Raw genomic sequence first — 15,519 nt, forward strand, 5'->3', positions numbered from 1 at the left:
ACCTGCGGTTGTCGAATGGATCAGCGGTGCCGAGACTTGAGCCATGTCCACTTTCCGGGATCGATTCGCCGCCGGCCGTGGCTACCTCGCCGCCTGCACGCTCGGGCTGCCCGCCGACGTCACACGCGACGCCGTGCTGAGTGACCTCGAACGCTGGGCGTCCGGCACCGCGAGCGCCGCCGGCTACTCCGCGACCCTCGAACGCGCTCGCGGCCACGCCGCGACGCTCCTCGGCGTCGACGCCGCCCGCGTCGCCACGGGTTCCCAGGTCTCGGTGTTCACCGGGCTCGCCGCGGCATCCGCCCCCGCGGGCGCCGAGGTGCTGTGCATCGACGGCGACTTCTCCTCGGTCGTGGCCCCCTTCCTCGCCCGGAGCGACCTGCGCGTGCGCCACGTGCCGCTCGCCGCCGTCGCCGACGAGGTGCGCCCCGACACGTGGATGGTCTCGTACTCGCTCGTGCAGTCGGCGACGGGTGAGATCGCCGACGCGGCATCCGTCGCCGATGCCGCCCGGAACGCCGGAGCGCGGGTGCTCGTCGACACGACCCAGGCCACCGGCTGGCTGCCGACCACCGACCTCGACGCAGACCTCATCGTCTGCCACGCCTACAAGTGGTTGGGTGCGCCCCGCGGCGCCGCGTTCGCCGCCGTCTCGGGGCGACTCGCCGACGAGCTGACGCCGTACACGGCCGGATGGTACTCGGGAGCGGATCCGTGGTCCTCCTGCTACGGGCCCGACCTCCACCTCGCCGGCGACGCGACCCGGTTCGACGTCTCCCCCGCCTGGCACGCGTGGGCCGGCGCCGAGGCCGCGCTCGGATTCGCCGCGTCCCTCGACGCCGCCGAGGTGCACGACCACGCCCTCGGGCTCGCGAACGCGTTCCGCGGGCGCCTCGGCCTCGACGCCGGTGACAGCGCGATCGTCGCGTGGCCCGACGCCGAGGGCGCCGACCTCGCGGCGCTCACCGCTGCGAGCATCACCGCATCGGGCCGGGCGGGCCGTGCACGGGTCGCGTTCCACCTGTGGAACGACCTCGAGGACGTCGAGCTCGCCGCGACCGCGCTGGGGCGTTGACGCGCTGGACCGGTGACGCGGCAGCTCAGCGCCCTGCGTCCCGAACCGGGTTCGAGAGCGTACCCAGCCCCGAGACGGTGACGTCGACCGTGTTCCCGTCGACGATGGGCCCCACGCCCGCCGGAGTGCCGGTGAGGATGACGTCGCCGGGCAGCAGGGTGAAGACGCTCGAGGCGTAGGCGATGATCGCGGGGATCGAGTGCACCATGTCGGCGAGCCGGCCGTGCTGCCGTCGCTCGCCGTCGACGCTCACCTCGATGGTGCCCGATTCGAGGTCGAGGTCGGTGTCGATGACGGGCCCCAGCGGGCAGAACGTGTCGAAGCCCTTCGCGCGCGTCCACTGGCCGTCGCGCCGCTGCAGGTCGCGGGCCGTGACGTCGTTCGCGATCGTGTACCCGAAGATCACGCCCGCGGCATCCGCCTCGGCCACGTTCCTCGCGATGCGGCCGATGACCACGGCCACCTCGCCCTCATGCTCGACCTGCTCGCTCTGCGCCGGCAGCACGATGGCGTCGCCCGGACCGATGACCGACGTGTTCGGCTTCAGGAACAGCAGCGGCTCGGTCGGCGCCTCGCCGCCCATCTCCTCGGCGTGCTCACGGTAGTTCTTGCCCACCGCGACCACCTTCGACCGCGGGATGACGGGCGCGAGCAGCTTCGCCTCGCTCAGCGGCACACGCTCGCCCGTGGGCTCGAAGCCCGCGAACATCGGGTCGGCCTTCAGCACGACGAGCTCGTCATCCTCCTCGTCGAGGATGCCGAAGGCGATGGTCTCGCCGTGGGAGAATCGCGCGATCTTCATGCTGCCAGCCTATTGGTCGGAGGCATCGGCGATGAGTCGCTTGCCGAGGCTCACCGCGCGGTCGGGCTCGTAGCCGAGCGAGCGGTACCAGTCGATGACGCCCTGGTTCGTAGAGCGCACCTGCAGGTTGAGCTTGGGGCATCCCAGCGCGACGAGGAGCCGCTCGGCCTCGGCCATGATCGCCGCCCCCAGGCCCTCGCCGCGACGCGACGCGTCGACCGCGAGGTAGTTCACCCAGCCGCGATGGCCGTCGTAGCCGACCATCGCCGCGCCCACCACCGCTCCCCCGTCGTCCTCGGCGACGAGGAACAGGTCGGGCTGCACCGTGAGCTTGCGCTCGATGTCGCGATACGGGTCGTTCCACGGGACCACCAGGCCGGCAGCGCGCCAGAGCGCCACCACCGGCTCGGTGTCCTCACGGCGGAACGGCCGGATGGCCGCGCCCGGCATCACGCGTCGAGGCGGGTCAGCCAGCCGTGGCGGTCCTCGACGCGGCCGTACTGGATGCCGGTGAGCTCCTCGCGGAGCGAGAGCGCCAGCTCCGAGGCCGCCGATCCCGAGTGCACGATCTCGAAGTCCTCGGCGAGCAGGCGGCCGATGGGCGTGATGACCGCCGCGGTGCCGCACGCGAACGCGCCCACGATGTCGCCGGATGCCGCGCCCTCCCGCCACTCGTCGATCGTGACCTTTCGGCTCTCGACCGTGTGGCCGCGGTCCTTCGCGAGCTGCAGCACCGAGTCGCGCGTGATGCCCTCGAGGATCGAGTCGGACTCGGGCGTGACGAGCGTGCCGTCGCGGTAGACGAGCACGACGTTCATGCCCCCGAGCTCCTCGAGGTACTTCCCCTCGTCGAGGAACAGCACCTGCTGGCACCCGTGCTCGGCCGCCTCGGCCTGCGGCAGCAGGCTCGACGCGTAGTTGCCGCCGGTCTTCGCCGCACCGGTGCCGCCCTTGCCGGCGCGTGCGTACTTCGTCGACAGCCAGATCGACACGGGCTGCACGCCGCCGTGGAAGTACGCTCCGGCCGGGCTCGCGATGAGGTAGTAGGCGACCTTCTTCGCGGGGCGCACGCCGAGGAACGCCTCCTTCGCGAACATGAACGGGCGCAGGTAGAGGCTCATCTCGGGAGCCGTCGGCACCCACGCGCCGTCGACCGCGACGAGCTGGCGCAGCGAGTCGATGAAGTACTCGCTCGGCAGCTCGGGCAGGGCGAGACGGGCCGCCGAGCGCTGCATGCGCGCCGCGTTCTCGTAGGGCCGGAAGGTCCAGACGGAGCCGTCGGCGTGGCGGTAGGCCTTCAGGCCCTCGAAGATCTCCTGCGCGTAGTGCAGCACCGCGGCCGACGGCTCGAGCTGGATCGGGCCGTAGGGCGAGACGCGCGGGCGGTGCCATCCGCCCTTCTCCGACCAGCAGAGGTCGACCATGTGGTCGGTGAAGTGGTTGCCGAAGCCGGGGTCGGCGAGGATCGCGTCGCGCTCGGCGTCGGTCTTCGCCGCGTCGTTGCGGGTGACGTTCCAGGTGAGTCCTGCTGCGGACGGGGCCTGGAGCGGGAGGTTGATGGTCATGTTGTCGTCCTTCGGGTGCGCTGGTTACTCGTCTGCGTCGATGCGGGCGACGATCGCGTCGCCGACCTCGGAGGTCGATCGTGCAACGTCGCCGCGTTCGGCGATGTCGGCGGCGACCGCCCGCCGCACCTTCGCTGCCTGCTCCTCGTGACCCAGGTGGTCGAGGAGCAGTGCCACGGAGAGGATGGCGGCGGTGGGGTCGGCGATGCCCTTCCCGGCGATGTCGGGCGCGGATCCGTGGACCGGCTCGAACATGCTCGGGAACCGGCCGTCGGGGTTGATGTTGCCCGAGGCCGCGAGTCCGATGCCGCCGCTGATCGCGCCGGCCAAGTCGGTGAGGATGTCGCCGAAGAGGTTGTCCGTGACGATGACATCGAATCTAGCAGGATCCGTGACGAGGAAGATGGTCGCGGCGTCGACGTGGAGGTAGTCGACCTCGACCTCGGGGAACTCGGCGGCGACGGCGTCGACCGTGCGTTTCCAGAGCGACCCGGCGAAGACGAGCACGTTCGTCTTGTGCACGAGGGTGAGCTTCCTGCGCGGGCGAGCGGATGCCGCGGCGAAGGCGTAGCGCACGACGCGCTCGACCCCGTAGGCGGTGTTCACCGAGACCTCGTTGGCCACCTCGGCGGGCGTGCCGACGCGGATCGCACCGCCGTTGCCGACGTAGGGCCCCTCGGTGCCCTCGCGGACGACGACGAAGTCGACCTCGCCGGGGTTGGCGAGCGGGCTCGTCACCCCCGCGTGCAGGATCGACGGCCGGAGGTTCACGTAGTGGTCGAGCTCGAAGCGCAGCTTGAGCAGCAGCCCGCGCTCGATGTTGGCGCCGGCGAGCCTCGGGTCGCCGGGCACGCCGCCCACGGCGCCGAGGAGGATCGCGTCGTGGCCCTTGATGGCCGCGAGGTCGTCGTCGGTCAGCACGTCGCCCGTCTCGAGGTATCGCCCCGCACCCAGCGAGAAGGGCGTCTGCTCGAAGGCGACCTCGGTGCCGGCGACGGCCGCGTCGAGCGCCTTGAGCGCCTCATCGACGACCTCTGGACCGATTCCGTCGCCCCGGATGACCGCGAGCCTGACCGTGCCTACCATGGATTCTCCTTCGTGCGCCAGCCCTCCCAGCGTAGTGTCCGGGTGACTGCCCCCTCGATACACTCGGCCTCAGGACGAGGTATCCGCCTCATCGAACCGCGGCACCTGGAGCCGCCGGAGAGAAAGCAGGACCCCATGAGTCTCGGTCTCGGAATCGTGCTCTTCGTGATCGGCGCCATTCTCGCCTTCGCGCTCAACCTCACCGTCGACTGGATCAACCTCCAGCTGGTCGGCTACATCCTCATGATCGCCGGAGCGATCATCATCATCATCGGCATCGTGCTCCTCGCGCGTCGTCGCCGTTCGGTGACGACCTCGCACACGAGCGTCGACCCCGCCACCGGCGACCGGGTCGTGCGCAACGAGCACTCGACGCCTGAGGACCCGACCGTCCTCTGAGTCCGATGCTCCGAACGGCCGCTGCCCCGACGAGGGCGGCGGCCGTTCGTCGTGCCGGCCGGGTCGGCCGGGCGACCCGGCTGCCCGACGTGGTCATTCGGTCGGAGCCGGCGCCGGGTTCCGCAGCGCGATCGCCGCGACCACGGCGGCCGCGAGCATGAGTCCCACGCCGATGAGCGAGGTCACCACGACGCCGCCGTCGAACGCGTGGGCTGCGGATGCCGCGAGCTCGGCGCCGATCGGGCCTGGCAGCTGCTCGGACACCGTGACGGCCCCGGCCAGCGTCTCGCGCGCGGCATCCGCCTGCGCGTCGGTGAGGAGCGACGGCAGCACGATCCCCGACCGGAATTGCGCCGCGAGGATGCTGCCGAGCACGGCCGTGCCGAGGACGGCGCCCAGCTCGTAGGCGGTCTCGGACACGGCCGACGCGGCACCGGCCTTCGCGGGCGGCGCGCTCGAGAGGATGAGCTCGTTCGAGACCGTCTCGGCCGAGCCGATGCCCACGCCGAGCAGCACGAAGGCGATCACGATGGGGGCGATCGACTCCGCACTCGTGGTGAGCGCGATGAGGAGGTATCCCCCCGCGGACAGGCCGAGCGCCACCGGCACGAGCACGCGGGGGCGCACGCGACGGGCGATCGGCACCACGGCGAGTCCGGCGATGATCATGGCGACGAGGCCGGGCAGCAGGGCGAGGCCCGCAGCGACCGGCGTGAGCCCCGCGATGAGCTGCAGGTGCTGCGACACGAAGTAGAGGAATCCGACCAGCGCGATCACGCTGAAGAGGTTGACGAGCACCGCACCGCCGAACGAGCCCTGCCGGAACAGGCGCACGTCGAGCATGGGCGACTCGCTGCGCAGCTGCCGCCGCACGAACCACAGCGCGCAGAACGCGCCGAACGCGATCGCCTGCACGCCGAAGCCGCCGACGCCCTCGGTGGCGAGCGACTTGATGCCGTACACGATCGGGCCCATCGCGGCCAGCGAGAGCACCGTGCTCACGACGTCGATGCGCCCGGGCGCGGGGTCGCGGCTCTCGGGGATGAGCAGCGGCACGAGCACGAGCAGGGGCACGAGCACCGGCACCGCGAGGAGGAAGACGGACCCCCACGCGAACTGCTCGAGGAGGAGCCCGCCGACGAGGGGCCCGAGGGCGCTGCCGGCCGCGAAGCCCGACGCCCAGATGGCGATGGCGAGTCGTCGCTGCTCGCGATCGGTGAAGACCGCGCGCAGGAGCGACAGGGTCGACGGCATGAGCATCGCGCCGAAGAAGCCGAGGGCCGCGCGGGCGCCGATGAGCGCCTCCGCCGTCGGCGCGAACGCGGCGATCACCGAGACCACGGCGAAGCCGGTCGAACCGATCAGGAGCATGCGGCGGCGGCCGAAGCGGTCGCCGGCGCTGCCCATGCCCACGAGGAGGCCGGCGAGCACGAGCGGGTACGCGTCGACGATCCAGAGCTGCTGGGCGGCCGTCGGTGCGAGGTCGCGCGAGATGGCGGGCAGCGCGAAGCTGAGGACGGTGTTGTCGATGGAGACGAGGAGCACGGGCAGCATGAGCACGGCGAGCGCCAACCAGGCGCGGCGCGGCGCGCGCGGGGTGCGACGTCCGGGCGCCGCCGAGGCTCGGCCGGGATCGATCGGCGCGATGCTGCGCGACGCGAGCTCGTTCGGCTGGGTCTCGGGCTGGGTGGTGTTCGTCATCTCGGCTTCCATTACTTTACCGTCCAGCCGGTATAGTATCAGGTCATGGTCGGATGCCGCTCGCTACGATCGAGCACATGAGTCGTCCCCCAGCCGCGCGCGACGCCGTGCTCGACGCCTTCGAGCGCCTGCTCGTGGAGGGCGGCGACCGTGCCGCGACGCTCGACGCTGCCGCGCGCGGGGCGGGGGTCTCGAAGGGCGGGCTGCTCTACCACTTCCCGACGCGCGAAGCCCTGATCGACGCCGTCCTGGCGCACTTCTCCGCGCTCGTCGATGCGGACCTCGAGGTCATGGCCTCAGCACCCGAGGGTCCCGTCGCCTACTTCGTGCGCACGTCGGTCGCGAGCGACACGGCCTTCGAGCGGGCAGGCGTCGCCGCCGCGCGACTCGCGCAGGCGGGGCATCCGTCGGCCGTTCGCATGATCCGGTCGGTGCGCCAGCGGTGGCTCGGCGCGGTGCGCACGCATGTGGCCGACCCCACGGTCGCACTCGCCATCACGCTCATCGGCGACGGCCTGTACTACGACTCCGCGCTGCACGGCGACGACGCGGAGACCGGCGTGGACGCGCCGCCCGAGCACGAGATGGACGACCTGGTCGACCTGCTCGAACGGCTCGCCGACGGCCCACCTCGGGCCTGAGCGGGCGCCCGCTACTCCTCGGTGATGTCGATCTCGACGAGCACGTCGGCGTCGATCGCCTCGCGCACGCGGTCGAGCACATCGGTGGGCACCGGCGAGTCGACCGTCAGGACGCTGAGCGCCTGGCCCCCGGCCTCGCGACGCGCGATCTGCATGCCGGCGATGTTGATGCCCGCATCGCCGAACTCGCGGCCGTAGACCGCGACGATGCCGGGCCGGTCGGTGTACTCCATCACGATGTGCGTCGTCGCGATCGGCACCTCGATCTCGTAGCCGTTGATGCCCACGAGCTTCTCGATCTGCTTGGTGCCGGTCAGCGTGCCCGAGACCGAGAGCTGGCGGCCGTCGGCGAGCGCGCCCGCGAGCGTGATCACGTTGCGGTACTCGGGCGAGTCGGCGTCGGTGATGAGGCGCACGTCGATGCCGCGCTGCTCGGCGAGCAGCGGCGCGTTCACGTACGAAACCGTCTCGCTGACCACGTTCGTGAACACGCCCTTCAGTGCCGCGAGCTTCAGGACGCTGACGTCGTAGTCGACGAGCTCGCCGTGCACCTCGACGTCGAGGCTCGTGATCGCGGCGTCTGCGAGGCCCGCGAAGAGCTGGCCGAGCTTGTCGACGAGCGGGATGCCGGGTCGCACGTACGGGTCGATGACGCCGCCCGCGACGTTCACCGCATCGGGCACGAGCTCGCCCGCGAGCGCGAGCCGCACCGACTTGGCGACCGAGACGCCCGCCTTCTCCTGCGCCTCGTCGGTCGACGCGCCGAGGTGCGGCGTGACGATGACGTTCGGCAGCGAGAGCAACGGCGACTCGCGCGGCGGCTCGGTGACGAACACGTCGAGACCGGCACCGGCGATCTGCCGGGCGGCCAGCGCCTCGTACAGCGCGTCCTCGTCGATGAGGCCGCCGCGTGCGACGTTCACGACGAACGCCGTCGGCTTCATCTTCGCGAGCTGCTCGGTCGAGATCATGCCCGTGGTCTCGGGCGTCTTCGGCATGTGGATGGTGATGAAGTCGCTGCGCTCGAGGAGTTCGTCGAGAGTGACGGTCTGCACGCCGAGCTGCTGCGCGCGGGCGGCGGTGATGTAGGGGTCGTACGCGATGACCTCGGTGCCGAACGCCTGCAGTCGAGCCGCGATGAGGGCACCGATGCGGCCGAGGCCGATGATGCCGATCGTCTTCTCGTAGAGCTCGGTGCCCGTGTACTGCGACCGCTTCCACTCCCCCTGTGCGAGCGCCGAGTGCGCGGCCGGGATGTGCCGGGCGAGGCTCAGGATGTGGCCGACGGTGAGCTCGGCCGCCGAGATGATGTTCGACGTCGGCGCGTTCACGACCATCACGCCGGCCGCGGTCGCCGCCTTGATGTCGACGTTGTCGAGGCCGACGCCCGCACGTGCGATCACCTGCAGCCTGGGCGCGGCGGCGATCGCCTCGGCGTCGACCTTCGTCGCCGAGCGCACCAGGATGGCGTTCGCCTCGGGCAGCGCGGCCAGCAGCGCGGAACGGTCGGTGCCGTCGACGTTGCGGATCTCGAAGTCGGGCCCGAGGGCGTCGACGGTGGCGGGCGAGAGTTCTTCTGCGATCAGCACGACCGGCTTTGACACGAACGATTCCTTCGGGTGCGAAGCGCGCGCACGGCGCTCTGATGTGCGGTGGGATGCGCCACACGCCGTGGGGGCGCTACCCGGCCACTCTACTGGAGCGTGCATGCCGCACTCCTTCTGTGACGTCGTCGCCGTCACACCCTCGCGCCGGTGGCCGTGGCGGCCCCGTCGTCAGGACAGGTCGAAGCCGCCCAGGCCGAAGAACACGGCCGCGTCGAACGCGAGCGCCTGCACGAGGGCGTACCCGGCCAGGAAGAGCAGCACCTGTGCGAGCGGGGCGCGACGGCGGCCCAGCCAGAACGCGACCCCGAACACGAGGAACGGCACGATGAGGGCGGCGATGAGGAGCGTGAGTCCCAGCGCGCTGAGCGGCACGCCGAGGGCACCCGCCTGGAGGTTCAGTCCGACGAGGTTGCCCACCGCCTCCCAGACGTCGTACGCATAGAGCACGCCGAAGACGACGGCGATGGTCATCGCGAGCCAGCGCGGGGTCGGCCGACGGACCGTCGCCGTCTCGCGGGGCTCCGCGGCGGCATCCGGTGGGACGGACCCACCGGTGGGAAGGGATGCGTCGGTCATCTCAGCCTCGCAGCAGGAACGGGACGGGCACGAGCAGGACTGCGCCGGCGACGAGCCAGAGCAGGCGGGCGCGGCGGTGTTCGGCGGCGAGCCACAGCACGGCGGCGAACCACAGCACGGGCGCGAGCACCGCGAACCACCGGCCGAGTCCGTACATGAACTGTGCGACGGGATCGCCGAGCTCGACCGCGGGCGTGGAGGCCCAGATCAGCCAGCCGATCGAGTAGAGCAGGTAGACCCCGCCGAGGAGCCCGAGCACGACGAGCTCGACGGAGCCGGCCTGCCGCCGGGCATCCGTCTCGTCAGCCGCGACCGTCGCGGCGGATGGCACGGCATCCCCGGCATCCGGGGCATCCGGGGCATCCGTCGCCGCCTCGATCGGCGCCGGCTCGCCCACCCGCTTCCAGCCGGGCGCGAGCGTGGGATCGTCGTCGCCCTCCCAACGCAGTGCGTCGTCGTCGGGCTCGCGGGTCATGCGACCAGACTAGCGATCGACGGGTGCACGCGCGGCTGCGACCGCGGCGCGCACGATCGCGGCATCCGTCGTGTCGAAGCCGACCTCGCCGCCACCTGGACCGCTCGCGCCGCCACGAGTGACGCGCTGCCGCGCGGAGAGGTGCACCGCGTCGACGCCCGCCGCGCCGAGTGCGGCGATGTCGTCGACGCGCACGCCGCCGCCGGCCATGACCTCGAGCGCGCCCCCGACCTCGGTCACCATGCGGGCGATCACCTCGCGTCCGGCACGGCAGTCGGCCGCGCCGCCCGAGGTGAGCACCCGTCGCACCCCCGTGCCGGCCAGGGTTGCGACCGCGGCGAGCGGATCGGTCGCGGCGTCGACCACCCGGTGCACGGTGACGTCGAGCCCTTCGGCGGCGTCGAGGAACGCGGCGATCGCATCGAGGTCGAGCGCACCGGCATCCGTCAGCGCGCCGACGACGACGCCGTCGGCACCGAGCGACCGCGCCATGCGGATGTCGCGGCCGATCAGGTCGAGCTCGTCGGCGTCGTAGACGAACCCGCCGCCGCGCGGGCGGATGAGCACGTGCACGAACGACGTGACGGATGCCGCGGCGGCGACGCCGACCGTCGCCTCGATGAGTCCCGCCGACGGGGTCAGCCCGCCGAGGCCCAGCGCCTGGCAGAGCTCCACGCGAGCGGCACCTGCCTCCTGTGCGATGCGCGCGCCGGCGGCATCCTGGACGGCGATCTCGACGGGGAGGGAAATGGCCATTCCGACACGCTACTGGGTGGAGTGGGGCTGCCTCGGCGGACGCCCGCGAGCGGGAGCGACGCCGCGACCCGGGGCAGCCCGACTGAGTCGTGATGGTGCTGGTCAGTTGTTCATCCAGAGGCGCCGCTCCGCGACATCCGGACCGACGGCTCCGGCGTGCATCCAGAGGCGCCGCTCCGCGACATCCGGACCGACGGCTCCAGCGTGCATCCAGATGCGCCGCTCCGCGACATCCTGCCGGATGCTGGATTCCGCTTTCTGGTCGGCAGGACCTGCCGTGCCGGCGCAGCCGGCGAGTGAGGCGATGAGGGCCGCCGCGGCGATGAGCGCGGAGGCCATGGTGCGGGTGCGTGCGTTCATGTCTCCGACCGTGCCGCCCCCGGGTATCCATCGAGCGCACGCCGGTATCCGGCGAGCTCAGGCTGGTATCCGCCGAGTATCCACCCACCGACCGTTCGATTGACGGGCCTTCCGGTCGCGAGGACAATGCGCAGCATGAGCGTCAGCGTCCTCGGGACGCTCGTCGTCGACGGGGCCCCGATCAGCCCGCGAGAGCGAGCCGTCCTCGCCGCACTCGCGTTTCGGGCCGGTGATCCGCTCGCGCCCGGTGACATCGCCGATGCGATCTGGGGTGAGGACCCTCCGCCGACGTGGGCGAAGCAGGTGCAGATCGCGATCGCACGGCTTCGACGCCACGAAGGAGTCCCGCCGATCGAGACGCTGCCGGAAGGGTATCGGCTCAACGTGACGTCCGACTCGGTCGACGCCGTCCGCTTCGAACGATTAGTCGAAGCCGGCATGGCGCACGCTCGGGACGGTGAGCCGGATCGCGCGGAGGCGGCCTTCTCTCAGTCGCTCGGACTCTGGAGGGGAAGTGCCTTCGCCGACCTGCCCGACTGGGCGCCCGCCGTCGCCGAGTCCCAGCGACTTGTCGATCTCCGTGGCTCGGCCGAGGAGGGGCGGCTCCAAGCACAGCTCGACCTCGGCTACGACGTCAGCATCGTGAGCAGGGCGGAACGGCTCGTGCAGGACGCGCCGCTTCGCGAACGCAGGTGGGGTATCCTCGCCGTCGCCCTCTACCGCGGTGGTCGACAGGCGGAAGCACTTGCGACGATCCGTGAGGCGCGGCGCCGGCTCGACGAGGAACTCGGGATCGACCTCTCGGATGAGCTCGCGGCACTCGAGCAATCGATGCTCCGGCATGACCCCGTGCTCACTGCTTCATCCGTGCGAGGCCCGAACGTCGAGCCGACATCCCCATATCGCGGGCTCGACGCGTACGACGTCGAGGACGAAGAGGAGTTCTTCGGTCGCTCCCGTGACATTCTCTCCACGCTTGCACGGATCGACCGCGCCCCGTTCGTCGCGCTCGTCGGTTCGAGCGGATGCGGCAAGTCGTCCCTCGTCCGCGCCGGGGTGACACCGGCCCTTCGACGTCAACGGCGACGAGTCGAGGTCCTGCTGCCTCGAAAGACCGTCGCGTCCGACGTCCAGGAACTGTTCGCTTCACTGCGCGTCGGGGACGTGCTCGTCGTCGACCAGTTCGAGGAACTCCTGCATCAGGGCCTGTCCGACGATGCGATCGACGAGACCTGCGCGGCGCTCGCCGGCTACATTCACCGAGGCGGAACCGTCCTGCTCACCGTTCGCAGCGATTTCCTCGACGACTGCGCTCGGCTTCCGCGCCTCGGACCGGCCTTCATCGAGGGCGTCCACCTCGTGCCCCCGATCGGGATGGACGGGCTCCGGGAGGCGATCGAAGGTCCGGCTCGCTTGGCCGGCCTCCGGCTGCAGCCGGGTCTCACCGAACTGATCCTGCGGGATGCCGCCGGGCAGGCCGGTGCGCTCCCCCTCGTCTCGCACGCCCTCGTCGAGACGTGGCTCCGTCGCGAAGGCTCGACGCTCACCGTCGCGGGCTACGAGGCGGCCGGCGGCCTGTCCGGCGCCATCGCCCAATCGGCAGACCGGCTCTACCAGCGAATGACGCCCTCAGAGCGGGCGCTCTGCCGCTCGACGTTGCTGCGGCTCGTGTCCCTGAGCCCGGACGGCAGTCCCATACGTCGCACCTTGCCGGTGAAGTCGCTCCATGACGACGCCGCACGCGACCGTGTGCTCGCGATGCTCGAAGCTGCGCGACTGGTCAGCGCCGACGAGACGACGATCGTCGTCTCCCATGAGGCTCTGGCTGACGCATGGCCACGCCTGCGCGGGTGGCTCGACGAGGACGCGGATGCGCAACGCACCATGCACACGCTGTCCACGGCTGCGGAGTCATGGGATGCCGACGGGCGGCCCGACGAGGACCTCTTCCGCGGGGGACGACTGCAGACCGCGCTGGACTGGCGGTCGACCGGCGACCGAGACCTCACGACGACCGAATCGCAGTTCCTGGACGCGTCGGAGGCGCTCGAGGCGTCCGGCAGGTGGGCACTCGAGGCCCGCGAGCAACGGGAACGACGGCAGAACTGGCGCCTGCGCGCGCTGCTCGGGGTCGCGGCAGGCCTGATCGTGCTGCTCGCGGGCGCCGGCTCAGTGGCGGTGGTGTCCTCCCAGGAGGCGAACGCCCAACGAGACAGTGCCACGATCGAGGCACTCGTCGCCACGTCGCGCTCGCTGAGGACGTCGGAGCGCGACGTCTCGGCCCTCCTCGCGGCCGAGGCGTATCGACGGTGGCCCGACGACCCGCGCACGCGCTCGGGACTCATGAGCGTGCTCCAAGGGGCGGGCGGATTCCTCGGCACGGCCGTCCTGGCGTCGAGCGGCAACACGTATGGGAGCGTCATCCCAGGCACGGAGCACGTGCTCGTCGTCACGTCCGCCGGCGAGGCCGGCATCCGCGATGCCGGAACGGGAGCGGTTCTCAGGGAACTGGACCTCGGGTTCGATCCCGAACCGGCCCCCGCAAGTCCGCTCGTCGAGGTGAGCGCCGACGGCCGCGTCGGTGCCGTGCTGTGGCCGGCTGACACGCGGTCTGACCGCCGGCCCTCGTCCGGACCATCCACGAAATCCGACCTCGTCGTGTTCGATCTCGAACGAGCGGAACGCATCGGGGGTCCGAGCCGGATCGACGTGGGAACGGGTGCGCTCGCCGTGAATGCCGACGGCTCGACCATCGCGATCGCCGACTACCGCGATGGCGCCGTGACACTCGTGACGACCTCGGACTGGCGGATGCGCGGCATCGCCGAGGAGACACGCGCGGCGGTTCAGTCTTGGCAGGTCTACCCGCATTCCGCCGCGCTGGCGTTCGACGGCCGGGGCCGGCTCCTCGTCGGACGCCTCGACGACCGCGTGGACGTGATCGATCCGGCATCGGCGACGATCTCCTCGAGCATGGCAGTGCCCGAATTGTCTGCGCACGCCGCCATGGCTGTCGGCGACTCTGGGATCGCGATCGCGTCGGGGGCGTTCGGGCTGATCGCCTTCGAACCCGACCGCCAGCAGGTGCGTTGGTCGACGACCGTACCCTTTCCAGAGGGATGCAATTGGCTTGCCTTGTCGGAGTCGATGCAACGCGTCTATTGCGGAGGCAGACTCGGGCGGATCAGCGTCTTCGATCTCGCGTACGGCGCGCCGATTCCCGCCGAGGAGATCGCGCCTGTCGACGGCGAGGTCGGGACGATCGACGTGAGCACCGACGGCGCGGTCTTGACGGTCATCAGTGGCAGTGAGCCGGTCGTCTCCCGATGGGATCTCGAGGGGATCGGCCTGGGCGGTCGGCTCGTCGCTCGCGGCCACCTGCTGGCGGGACCGTATTCGTACGAAGGCTCGTCCATTGCGACCGCACCTCAGGTCGACCCCCCGACCGTCGGCGTCGAGATCGGTCGGATCATGGACGGTGTCCTCGAGGGCGTCGTCGTCATGGACACGGCGACCGGCGATGTGACATATCAGTTCGACAAGGCGGTGAGTGATCTCGGCTGGGCGCGGGACGGACGGCTGTATGCGCGTTCGGAAGCGGACGGGTTGTTCCGCATCATCGAGGCGGACACTGGGGACGAAGTGGGGACGATCGACCTGGGTGCTGACAAACTCTGGCCTTCGACCGACGGCACGAGACTCCATGCAACGCGGGGCGGGCTCATCCAGGAGCTCGATCCGCGGACAGGTGACCTGGTAGGCGAGCCGTGGCGAGTCGAGGGGTACCCGCTCTGGATCTCGGTATCACCCGAGGGTGACCGGATCGCCGTGACGCACTCGAACGATGGGCCGTCGCCGTGGGAGACCGTGGACACGTCGAACCTTCGGCTGGCGATACTCTCCGCCGAAGATCATCGCATCCTTTCCGACGACCCTACGGAGATCAAAGCCCACGTCATGCTCGCAGACGGCGAGCTCCTCGGCATGGAGGGCACTCGAATGGGTCGATACGAGACGGATCCGCTTGTTGGGGTGGGGACGATCCCTGGCGCAGCGGGCGGCCTCGCGCTGCCGTCGCTGAGTCGTGACGCGCGGACCCTGCTCGTGACGACTGACGACGGAACCGCGTTGCTCTACGACACGACGACGGGAATCGGGATTGGGGAGCCTTTCCGGACCGACGATCGAGCCGTTGCTCAGGGCATTCTTGTTGATCTCGAAGGCACGGAGCTGGCGTTCCCGATGCCCGAAGGTGTCCTCCGCCCCGATGGCCTCGAGATTGCTCTTTCGACGCCCGAGGGCGTCATGGTGTGGGATATCGATCCCGAGCACCAGTTCGAGTTCGCCTGCCGGATCGCCGGCCGCGATCTCACCGAGAACGAGTGGCGCACCTACCTCGCAGCGCTCGGCGAGCCACAGAGCACGTGCGGTTTCGACTGACGGGCCGCTCCAAGAGCGAACAGCGGGGCCGGCCGA

Annotated in this window: 14 protein-coding genes; 4 read left to right on the plus strand and 10 right to left on the minus strand. The window is 70.8% G+C overall.

Annotated features, from left to right (window positions below; translation table 11 throughout):
• Positions 1-43 precede the first annotated feature (43 nt).
• Positions 44-1,075, plus strand: coding sequence for an aminotransferase class V-fold PLP-dependent enzyme (locus AC1DZA_RS06980; RefSeq protein WP_476772183.1), 1,032 nt, complete (start codon positions 44-46; stop codon positions 1,073-1,075).
• 25 nt (positions 1,076-1,100) lie between these two features.
• On the opposite strand, the gene AC1DZA_RS06985 is transcribed toward AC1DZA_RS06980, so the two are convergent.
• From AC1DZA_RS06985 to AC1DZA_RS07000, 4 genes are read right to left on the minus strand one after another with little or no spacing between them, the layout of a single operon-like run.
• Positions 1,101-1,877, minus strand: a complete 777-nt coding sequence (locus AC1DZA_RS06985; protein ID WP_476763611.1) for a fumarylacetoacetate hydrolase family protein — start codon at positions 1,875-1,877, stop codon at positions 1,101-1,103.
• A 9-nt stretch (positions 1,878-1,886) separates the two neighbouring features.
• The gene (locus AC1DZA_RS06990; RefSeq protein ID WP_476763610.1) at positions 1,887-2,327 is read right to left on the minus strand and encodes a GNAT family acetyltransferase; all 441 of its coding nucleotides are present in this window, start codon (positions 2,325-2,327) and stop codon (positions 1,887-1,889) included.
• A complete protein-coding gene (locus tag AC1DZA_RS06995) occupies positions 2,327-3,442 on the minus strand; it encodes a branched-chain amino acid aminotransferase (protein ID WP_476772184.1) in 1,116 nt (371 codons plus the stop codon). Before AC1DZA_RS06995 ends, AC1DZA_RS06990 begins: the two co-directional genes overlap by 1 nt.
• Before the next feature lie 24 nt (positions 3,443-3,466).
• Positions 3,467-4,528 carry a 3-isopropylmalate dehydrogenase gene (locus AC1DZA_RS07000; RefSeq protein ID WP_476772185.1) on the minus strand — a complete coding sequence of 354 codons (1,062 nt, stop codon included), beginning with the start codon at positions 4,526-4,528 and terminating at the stop codon, positions 3,467-3,469.
• A gap of 135 nt (positions 4,529-4,663) precedes the next feature.
• Between AC1DZA_RS07000 and AC1DZA_RS07005 the strand changes: the two genes are divergently transcribed.
• The gene (locus AC1DZA_RS07005; protein ID WP_159600435.1) at positions 4,664-4,927 is read left to right on the plus strand and encodes a DUF6458 family protein; all 264 of its coding nucleotides are present in this window, start codon (positions 4,664-4,666) and stop codon (positions 4,925-4,927) included.
• Between the two features lie 93 nt (positions 4,928-5,020).
• On the opposite strand, the gene AC1DZA_RS07010 is transcribed toward AC1DZA_RS07005, so the two are convergent.
• A complete protein-coding gene (locus AC1DZA_RS07010; protein ID WP_476772186.1) occupies positions 5,021-6,628 on the minus strand; it encodes an MFS transporter in 1,608 nt (535 codons plus the stop codon).
• 77 nt (positions 6,629-6,705) lie between these two features.
• On the opposite strand from AC1DZA_RS07010, the gene AC1DZA_RS07015 reads away from it, so the two are divergent.
• Positions 6,706-7,269, plus strand: coding sequence for a TetR/AcrR family transcriptional regulator (locus AC1DZA_RS07015; protein WP_476772187.1), 564 nt, complete (start codon positions 6,706-6,708; stop codon positions 7,267-7,269).
• 11 nt (positions 7,270-7,280) lie between these two features.
• Here AC1DZA_RS07015 and serA read toward each other — a convergent pair whose 3' ends face one another.
• The 5 genes from serA to AC1DZA_RS07040 all read right to left on the minus strand — a co-directional run bounded on the left by serA (position 7,281) and on the right by AC1DZA_RS07040 (position 11,043).
• A complete protein-coding gene (gene serA, locus AC1DZA_RS07020) occupies positions 7,281-8,873 on the minus strand; it encodes a phosphoglycerate dehydrogenase (RefSeq protein WP_476762470.1) in 1,593 nt (530 codons plus the stop codon).
• A 171-nt stretch (positions 8,874-9,044) separates the two neighbouring features.
• Positions 9,045-9,452, minus strand: a complete 408-nt coding sequence (locus AC1DZA_RS07025; protein WP_476772188.1) for a bacitracin resistance protein — start codon at positions 9,450-9,452, stop codon at positions 9,045-9,047.
• A gap of 1 nt (position 9,453) precedes the next feature.
• Positions 9,454-9,927: a DNA polymerase III subunit gamma/tau gene (locus AC1DZA_RS07030; protein WP_476772189.1), complete on the minus strand. Its 474-nt coding sequence runs from the start codon at positions 9,925-9,927 to the stop codon at positions 9,454-9,456.
• 9 nt (positions 9,928-9,936) lie between these two features.
• On the minus strand, positions 9,937-10,683 hold the full coding sequence (locus AC1DZA_RS07035; protein WP_476772190.1) for a copper homeostasis protein CutC: 747 nt from the start codon (positions 10,681-10,683) through the stop codon (positions 9,937-9,939).
• A 102-nt stretch (positions 10,684-10,785) separates the two neighbouring features.
• The gene (locus AC1DZA_RS07040; protein ID WP_476772191.1) at positions 10,786-11,043 is read right to left on the minus strand and encodes a hypothetical protein; all 258 of its coding nucleotides are present in this window, start codon (positions 11,041-11,043) and stop codon (positions 10,786-10,788) included.
• A gap of 303 nt (positions 11,044-11,346) precedes the next feature.
• Between AC1DZA_RS07040 and AC1DZA_RS07045 the strand changes: the two genes are divergently transcribed.
• Positions 11,347-15,483, plus strand: coding sequence for an nSTAND1 domain-containing NTPase (locus tag AC1DZA_RS07045; RefSeq protein WP_476772192.1), 4,137 nt, complete (start codon positions 11,347-11,349; stop codon positions 15,481-15,483).
• The last annotated feature ends 36 nt before the right edge of the window (positions 15,484-15,519 follow it).

It is taken from the genome of Agromyces sp. P2_B3 (genome assembly GCF_056404815.1).